Origin of the sequence: Rhizobium aureum, from assembly GCF_030182495.1 — a bacterium.
Lineage (GTDB): Bacteria > Pseudomonadota > Alphaproteobacteria > Rhizobiales > Rhizobiaceae > Rhizobium > Rhizobium tropici_C.
In genome coordinates this window covers 238,065-244,486 of record NZ_JAQJCI010000009.1, presented here as the reverse complement: position 1 = coordinate 244,486, position 6,422 = coordinate 238,065, and the positions used below count along the sequence as shown (strand labels likewise).

Genomic DNA, 6,422 nt, shown 5'->3' with positions numbered 1-6,422 from the left:
CCCGCATCGCGTGGGCGGTTTTGCGGAAAAAGACATCATTTGAACGTGGCTACCTGGCGGCTGCGGCATAGTCGAGACGGCTATGCTATCGCACATGTAGCTCAACGAGGTTTGCAGGAAGGATCGTGAAGATGGCCTGACAGTTTACCGGCTTCGGAAAGCCCGTTTAAAAAAATGGCACTAGGTGCCGACGGTCTTATTGGGCTCTGAACGCGCGGATGTCCATCTTGGCCATGGGGACTTCCCATGAGACCGTATACGTTGACGCAAACTGATCAGAACACCGTAAAATCCTCTTACAGACGGGCGGGCCATACGTTTTTTAAGATTGCTCTAACTTGCCAATTTATTCGGGGAAGCGATGCGCCGCTGCGGCAGCTGCAGCGGTTCTGCGCGAAGGACACGCTCCCTGCGGCCGAACTGATGCCTGACGACCTGATAGAGGAAAAGCGGAATGCCCAGAATATAGCGCCGCCACAGCCTGCCCGGTTCGAGAGCCAAGCGGAACAACCACTCGCTGCGTAGCGCGCGCACGAGCCTGGGGGCCCGCGGCACGGTTCCGGAAATGAAATCGAACAGGGCGCCGACGGTCAACACCAACCGCGCATGCTGCGGCCCGACATGCTCGGCGACCCATTTTTCCTGCAAAGGCGTTCCCATGCCGACGATCAGCACATCGATCTTCTGCCGGCCTATTTCCGCGGCAACGGCGCTGCTTCTCGCTGGATCGAAGAAACCGTCGGAAACGACGATGTACTCGTGCCACGGCGCGTGGCGGCGAAATTTTTCAGCCGCGTTTTCGACGACCGAGCGCTTGCCGCCCAGCAGGCCGATCCGCTTCGTCCGCTCCATGAAGGTCAAAAGCGCAGGCACGAAATCCGTGCCGTTCAAGTTCGCCGGGAATGGCTCGCCATGGGCGACGCGCGAGGCGATATCGAGGCCGACACCATCGGGAAGCACCAGATTTTGCTCGAGAACATTGCGATAGCTGTCATCGCGCAGCATGACGAGCATATTATGGGCGTTGACGAAGGAGATCGAGGTCTGGCCGACCGGCAGGGAAGCGAGCTCATTGACGAAGGTCAGGGCATTATCCCAATCGAGATCGCAGACCGGCAGATCGAAAATCATGCGGCGGGATGCTACGACGGCAAAATCGGCAACCTGGTTCAATCCAACAACCTCCTGCCCGAGACCGCACATGCGCATGATGCCGAGAATAACAAGGCTCATGCGCCCAACCGTTCATCGGTGCTGCGATTGCGAGGCGTCACTGGGAGGTGTTTATAGCCAGATAAATCCAATGTTCCGTTAGGATGGAACGTGGGATTTATCGGAAACCATCAAGGATTCGTTAATGTATCGTCGGCCGGAGCCCGGCTTTGCAGCCCTGGAATGGAGCGGTGCCCCGCCGAGCCAGGACACCTTTACTCTACCGGCACCTTATCCTTCGCCGCATCCTGCACGATCTTGACGGGCTTGACCGTTTTCTTGCCGATGCTCTCCCCGCCATGGGTTTCTTCCTTGGAAAGATAATCGAGCTGTTCGATCAGCACGTCGGCGACATAATCGCCGCCGAGCCGCTCGTTCATCCGCTTCTTCAGGTCGCTGCGGAAGGCGGCGACGTCGAAATTCTGCGTGTGCGCGATATCGATCACCTTGTTGCCGATCAGCAGCGTGAAGAGCTCATCCGTCGTCAGCTCCGGCAGGGGTATCTGCAGCGCGTTTGCCTTGCCCTTCTCCATCATGAAGGAGATGCGCGTCAGAAAATAGCCGGTCACCTGGCCATTGGCGATGACAGGGACATTGATCGATTCGCCCTTGATCAGTTCCTGCTGCGCCTTCTTGGCGTCGTCAGGACTGATTGCGGGCGCTGTCGCCACCTGCACCGAAAAATAGACCGAGGCCAATGTCACGGCGCAGACCCACAGGCCGGTGAGAGCGAGCTTGATCATCCGGCCTCACGGACGCGGAATTGCTCCTGCGAATAGGTGCCGTCCGCATCGGCGTTCTGCACGGCATTCTTCAGAATGTCGGCGACGGCGCGCACGGCCTCGAGATGAGCCTCGACCCGGCGGGCGTTCAGAACCAGCTTCTTCTTCAGATCGTGCAGCTGCCCGATATGCGCGGCGGCAAGATCGGCCGGATCGGTATCGCGAAACAGCATCGACAATTCGTAGAGGCAACGGCTCTTGTGAGCGTTCGATACCTTGAGATCGAATTCCGGGTCGGTGCCGATCCGGTTGTTCTCATTGTCGATAATCATCTCCAGGCGGCCAAGGACAGACTTGATCCGATAGTCCTGCGACATCATTTCCATGTTTGTTACCTCGCTCATGCTTTCTGGGACGTCAAATTATTCTGATTGGTGATGCTGGCATTGCCGTCATTATCGGCATCCGCGGCGGCGAGCGTCTTGCGCTGAAAATCGGCAACCGCGCTCAGAGCCATTTTCTTGTCGTTTTCATCGGTCGCGGCATGGATGGCGCCGGTGTTGCGCATCTTGTCGACCTGTTCCTGATACATCTTTTCTGCAATACCAACGCCGCCGTTCTTGGCGAGCGTATTGCCCAGCTGCTCGGCCATCATGCCTTTCCAGATCTCGCCGGCCGAACCCTTGCCATAGAGCGTCTCGCTGCTCGGCAGCATGTTCTTCACGAAATTCTGCAGCACCATGGCTTCGAACTTGCGATAGGGCTGCGGCACCTTCGTCCCGGCCACATGCGTGTTGGCATTGGCGAGACCTGCCTGGGTGGCCGCGCTGTTCATCGCATCCACCGTCGCACCGAAGCCGTTGCCGTTCTCGGCGAGGCTGGTGGCGGCGAAGGCGGCCCGGTTGGCGGCAAGCTTTGCCTGCGCAGCCTCGACATCGGCCGGATTGGCGGCCTTGACGACATCGAGGACCAAATCACTCGGAGGCGAAATAGCCACGTCACGTCTCCTTCTGCTATCGCGCACCCGGAAGCCGCGCAGTGCGGCAATCGAATCAGGGCAACGAATCAAAACTTCAGAACAGGCCGGCAACCGAACGATGCACATCCTGTTCCATGATCGCGGCGATTATGGTTTTTGAACCTTGCTGGAGGCTGGCGTTACGTCGGCGAAGCGTTGATCGATGATGTCGTAGACCGCATTGTCGTCGGCCTCCCGCACTTCGAGCTCGCGGGCATCCTTCATGTGCTCTTCGAGCCGGTCGGCCTTGGTGCGCTCCTGCTGGACCTTCATCTGAATGAGGGTTTGAATGCTTTCCAGCTGCTGATCCCGGATCATCAGGCGGCCGTAGCGCTCGGCATAATGGATTGAGAACGCCATGTGCACGGGATCGACGGAGCCAATCGCCACCATGACCCGCTCCATCGATTCGGTGACCTCCGCGCGCTGGCGGGTCGTATCAGCCAGCTCGTTTTCCGCTATCCGCTCCAGATGGCGCTGCACTGCGACCAGGCGCTTCAGTTTTTCAGACCGGTTTTTCTCCGCCATCGTCTACCTATCCGCCGGCTAATGCCCATTGAAGACCGTGAGAAATGCACCAGAAAACTGACTGATCAATGCCGCGATGCTGAGGTAGAGCATGAACAGCCCTCCCATCAGCAGATACGGCGTGGAGATGAAATAGATCGGGATCTGCGGTGCCAGCTTGTTGATGAAGCCGATCGAAATCTGGAACATCAGGCCATAGAGAAGGAAGGGGCTCACCAGCCGCAGCATGATGAAGAAGGTGGTTTCCAGCGTATCCGTAATCGAGATCAAAGCGGCACGCGGCTCGATATGACCTCCCAGAGGAACGACGGAATAGGAATCGACCAGCGCCTGCAGGATATAGTGATGAAAATCGAGGATGAAGAGCATCATCAGCCCGCAAAAGCTGATGAGGCTCGTGAGCGACGTCTCGCTTGACTCCTCGACGATATCGGCGCCGCCCGGTGCGTTGAAGCCGATCAGCATCGATATGCTCACGCCGGCGAATTGCAGGCCCAGCGTATAGATCCGGGCCATCATGCCGTACATCAATCCGATGACCGTTTCGGTGAAGATGAGGCCGATGAAGCTCGCGTCGCCCTTCGACACCTGAGGATAGATCGTGTTCCAGAGCAAGGGCAAAATCGCCATCGACAGGGCCGCGGAAAGGAGCAGCCTGATCTGCGGAGGGATACGGCCCGATGAAAATCCCGGGAGGACCATCATGCAGCCGCCGATGCGGCAGAAGGCGACGAACAGCGCCAGAATGGTCCCCTGCGGGTCTGTTATCATGAAATCGAACCTAGAATCTTGATCTCGATCCCCTTGGCCAGTTCCACATGCGACAGGACCGGAAGGGTCGCGAACAGGCGTTCGATGATCATGCGCACATAGGAGCGCGTTTCGGGCGACGTGACAAGAACGAAGGGCATGCCGCGATCCATGTATTCACGGATAACTTTGCCCGCCTGCTCGCTGAATTCCTCCAGGCTGCGCGGATCGATGTCGAATTCGACGATTTCGCCCTTCTGATCGCGCTTCAGCGCCTGATGGAAGATCAGGTCCCATTTGCTGCCGAGACGCAGCACGCGCAGCACGCCGTTGTCGGCAAGGTCGCCGCAAAGCTGCTGCGCCATGCGGACACGCACATGTTCGACGATCTGTTCCGTCTTGCGCACATGCGGGGCGAGTTCGGCAACCGCTTCAAGGATGAGATGCAGGTTGCGGATCGAGACACGCTCGGCGAGCAGCAGCTTCAACACCGCCTGCAGGCCGGAATAGGACATGTGCGACGAGCAGATCTCGTCGGCGAGCTTCTTATATTCGGGATCGAGACGCTCGATCAGGATCTTGACGTCCTTATAGGACAGCAATGCCGGCAGGTTGTTGCGGATGACCTCGCTCATATGGGTGAGCACGACGGAGACATTGTCGATCGGCTGGAAGCCCTCGCGCTTCAGATCATCGGTGAAGGCTTCGAGAACGGAAACGGCGGGCATGCCGAAGGCGGGTTCGCGAATCTCATCCCCCGGCACGGTCGGCTTGCGGCCCGAGCCGGTGACGACGAGCACTTCGCCGACACGCAGCATGTTGGAGGCGATGGTCGTGCCGTGGATGCGGATCTGATACGATTTGTCGGCGATCGCCATGTCGTCGATCACCTTGATTTCAGGCACGACGAAGCCGTATTGCGTCGCGAACTTCTTGCGCATCTTGCCGACACGGAAGGCAAGCTCCTGATGGGCGCCGAGCAGGCGGGTGGAAACGATCTTGCCGAGGGCGAGCTCGATCTCGGCGGTCTTCAGAACCGACTTGACCGAATCCTTTTCCATTTCCTTCGTCTGCATCACCTTCTGCTCTTCGGCATCGCGGCGAAGCTTGTTTTCGGCCTCGATCTGGCGCGGGATGAACCAGGCGCCGGCGGCCATCAGGCCGCCAAGGAAAACGAAGGGAAGGAAGGGCATGCCGGGCATGATGGCCAGGATGCCCATGAGAACCGCCGAGACGGCGAGCGCGCGCGGATAGCCGCTCAGCTGATTGACCACGGCCTGGTCGGTCGAACCGGCCGTACCGCCGCGCGAAACAAGTAGGCCGGCGGCGAGAGAGACGATGAGCGCCGGCATCTGGGACACCAGACCGTCACCGACGGAGAGCTTGACGAAAACGTCCGCAGCCTGGCCGATCGGCATGCTGTGGCGGAAATAGCCGATGATGATGCCGCCGAAGACGTTAATGCAGGTGATCAGAAGACCAGCAACCGCGTCGCCGCGCACGAATTTGGAGGCACCGTCCATCGCGCCGAAGAAGGAGCTTTCCTCTTCCAGCTCGCGACGGCGGCGCTGCGCTTCCTTTTCATCGATCAGGCCGGCCGAAAGATCCGCGTCGATCGCCATCTGCTTGCCTGGGATGGCATCGAGCGTGAAGCGGGCGCCGACTTCCGCGATACGCGTCGCGCCCTTGGTGATGACGATGAAATTGATGGTGATGAGGATCAGGAAGACGATCAGACCGATGACGAAATCGCCCGACATCACCAGGCTGGAAAAGCCCGCGATGACGCCGCCGGCGGCATTATGCCCTTCATAGCCATGCGAAAGGATGACGCGCGTGGTCGCGATGTTCAGCGACAGGCGCGTCATGGTGGCGATCAGCAGGATCGTCGGAAACGAAGAGAATTCCAGCGGCTTCTTGATCCACAGCGCCACCATGAGGATCAGCACCGAAAAAGCGATCGAGAAAGCCAGGCCGAGGTCGATCAGAAAAGGCGGGATCGGCAGGAACAGCACGCACAGGATCACCATGATGCCGAGCGCGAAGCCGATATCGCGAATGCTGGGATTGGCTTTGGGGAGTGCTATTGCGGGTGGTTGTGCCATCGACCGGTTCCGTCTCTTCATGAGAGGAGGCAAACGGCTGAACCGCCTGCCCTATTGGAACCGAGCTTTAGAAGCCGAAGCTTGCGC

7 protein-coding genes are annotated in these 6,422 nt (G+C 58.9%); all 7 read right to left on the bottom strand.

The genetic code is table 11. The annotated features are described in order from the left end of the window. Positions 1-333: 333 nt before the first annotated feature. The 7 genes from PH552_RS21480 to flhA all read right to left on the bottom strand — a co-directional run bounded on the left by PH552_RS21480 (position 334) and on the right by flhA (position 6,335). Entirely contained in the window at positions 334-1,173 is an 840-nt protein-coding gene (locus PH552_RS21480; RefSeq protein WP_183762778.1) for a WecB/TagA/CpsF family glycosyltransferase, read from the bottom strand. Positions 1,174-1,427: 254 nt separating this feature from the next. Then, a complete protein-coding gene (locus tag PH552_RS21475; protein WP_112344316.1) occupies positions 1,428-1,955 on the bottom strand; it encodes a hypothetical protein in 528 nt (175 codons plus the stop codon). After that, the gene (locus PH552_RS21470) at positions 1,952-2,320 is read right to left on the bottom strand and encodes a hypothetical protein (RefSeq protein WP_112344315.1); all 369 of its coding nucleotides are present in this window, start codon (positions 2,318-2,320) and stop codon (positions 1,952-1,954) included. The genes PH552_RS21475 and PH552_RS21470 overlap by 4 nt, the downstream gene beginning before the upstream one ends. A gap of 14 nt (positions 2,321-2,334) precedes the next feature. Continuing rightward, the gene (locus tag PH552_RS21465) at positions 2,335-2,931 is read right to left on the bottom strand and encodes a rod-binding protein (protein WP_112344314.1); all 597 of its coding nucleotides are present in this window, start codon (positions 2,929-2,931) and stop codon (positions 2,335-2,337) included. A 129-nt stretch (positions 2,932-3,060) separates the two neighbouring features. Next, positions 3,061-3,480: a hypothetical protein gene (locus tag PH552_RS21460; RefSeq protein WP_183762731.1), complete on the bottom strand. Its 420-nt coding sequence runs from the start codon at positions 3,478-3,480 to the stop codon at positions 3,061-3,063. Positions 3,481-3,498: 18 nt separating this feature from the next. Then, positions 3,499-4,251: a flagellar biosynthetic protein FliR gene (gene fliR / locus PH552_RS21455; protein WP_112344312.1), complete on the bottom strand. Its 753-nt coding sequence runs from the start codon at positions 4,249-4,251 to the stop codon at positions 3,499-3,501. Then, positions 4,248-6,335, bottom strand: a complete 2,088-nt coding sequence (gene flhA, locus PH552_RS21450) for a flagellar biosynthesis protein FlhA (RefSeq protein ID WP_112344311.1) — start codon at positions 6,333-6,335, stop codon at positions 4,248-4,250. Before flhA ends, fliR begins: the two co-directional genes overlap by 4 nt. Positions 6,336-6,422 lie beyond the last annotated feature (87 nt).

Excerpts from the sequence above, each read along its gene's own strand:
- fliR (WP_112344312.1), bottom strand. The coding sequence starts at position 4,251 with ATGATAACAGACCCGCAGGGGACCATTCTGGCGCTGTTCGTCGCCTTC.
- flhA (WP_112344311.1), bottom strand. The coding sequence starts at position 6,335 with ATGGCACAACCACCCGCAATAGCACTCCCCAAAGCCAATCCCAGCATT.
- PH552_RS21470 (WP_112344315.1), bottom strand. The coding sequence starts at position 2,320 with ATGGAAATGATGTCGCAGGACTATCGGATCAAGTCTGTCCTTGGCCGC.
- PH552_RS21460 (WP_183762731.1), bottom strand. The coding sequence starts at position 3,480 with ATGGCGGAGAAAAACCGGTCTGAAAAACTGAAGCGCCTGGTCGCAGTG.
- PH552_RS21475 (WP_112344316.1), bottom strand. The coding sequence starts at position 1,955 with ATGATCAAGCTCGCTCTCACCGGCCTGTGGGTCTGCGCCGTGACATTG.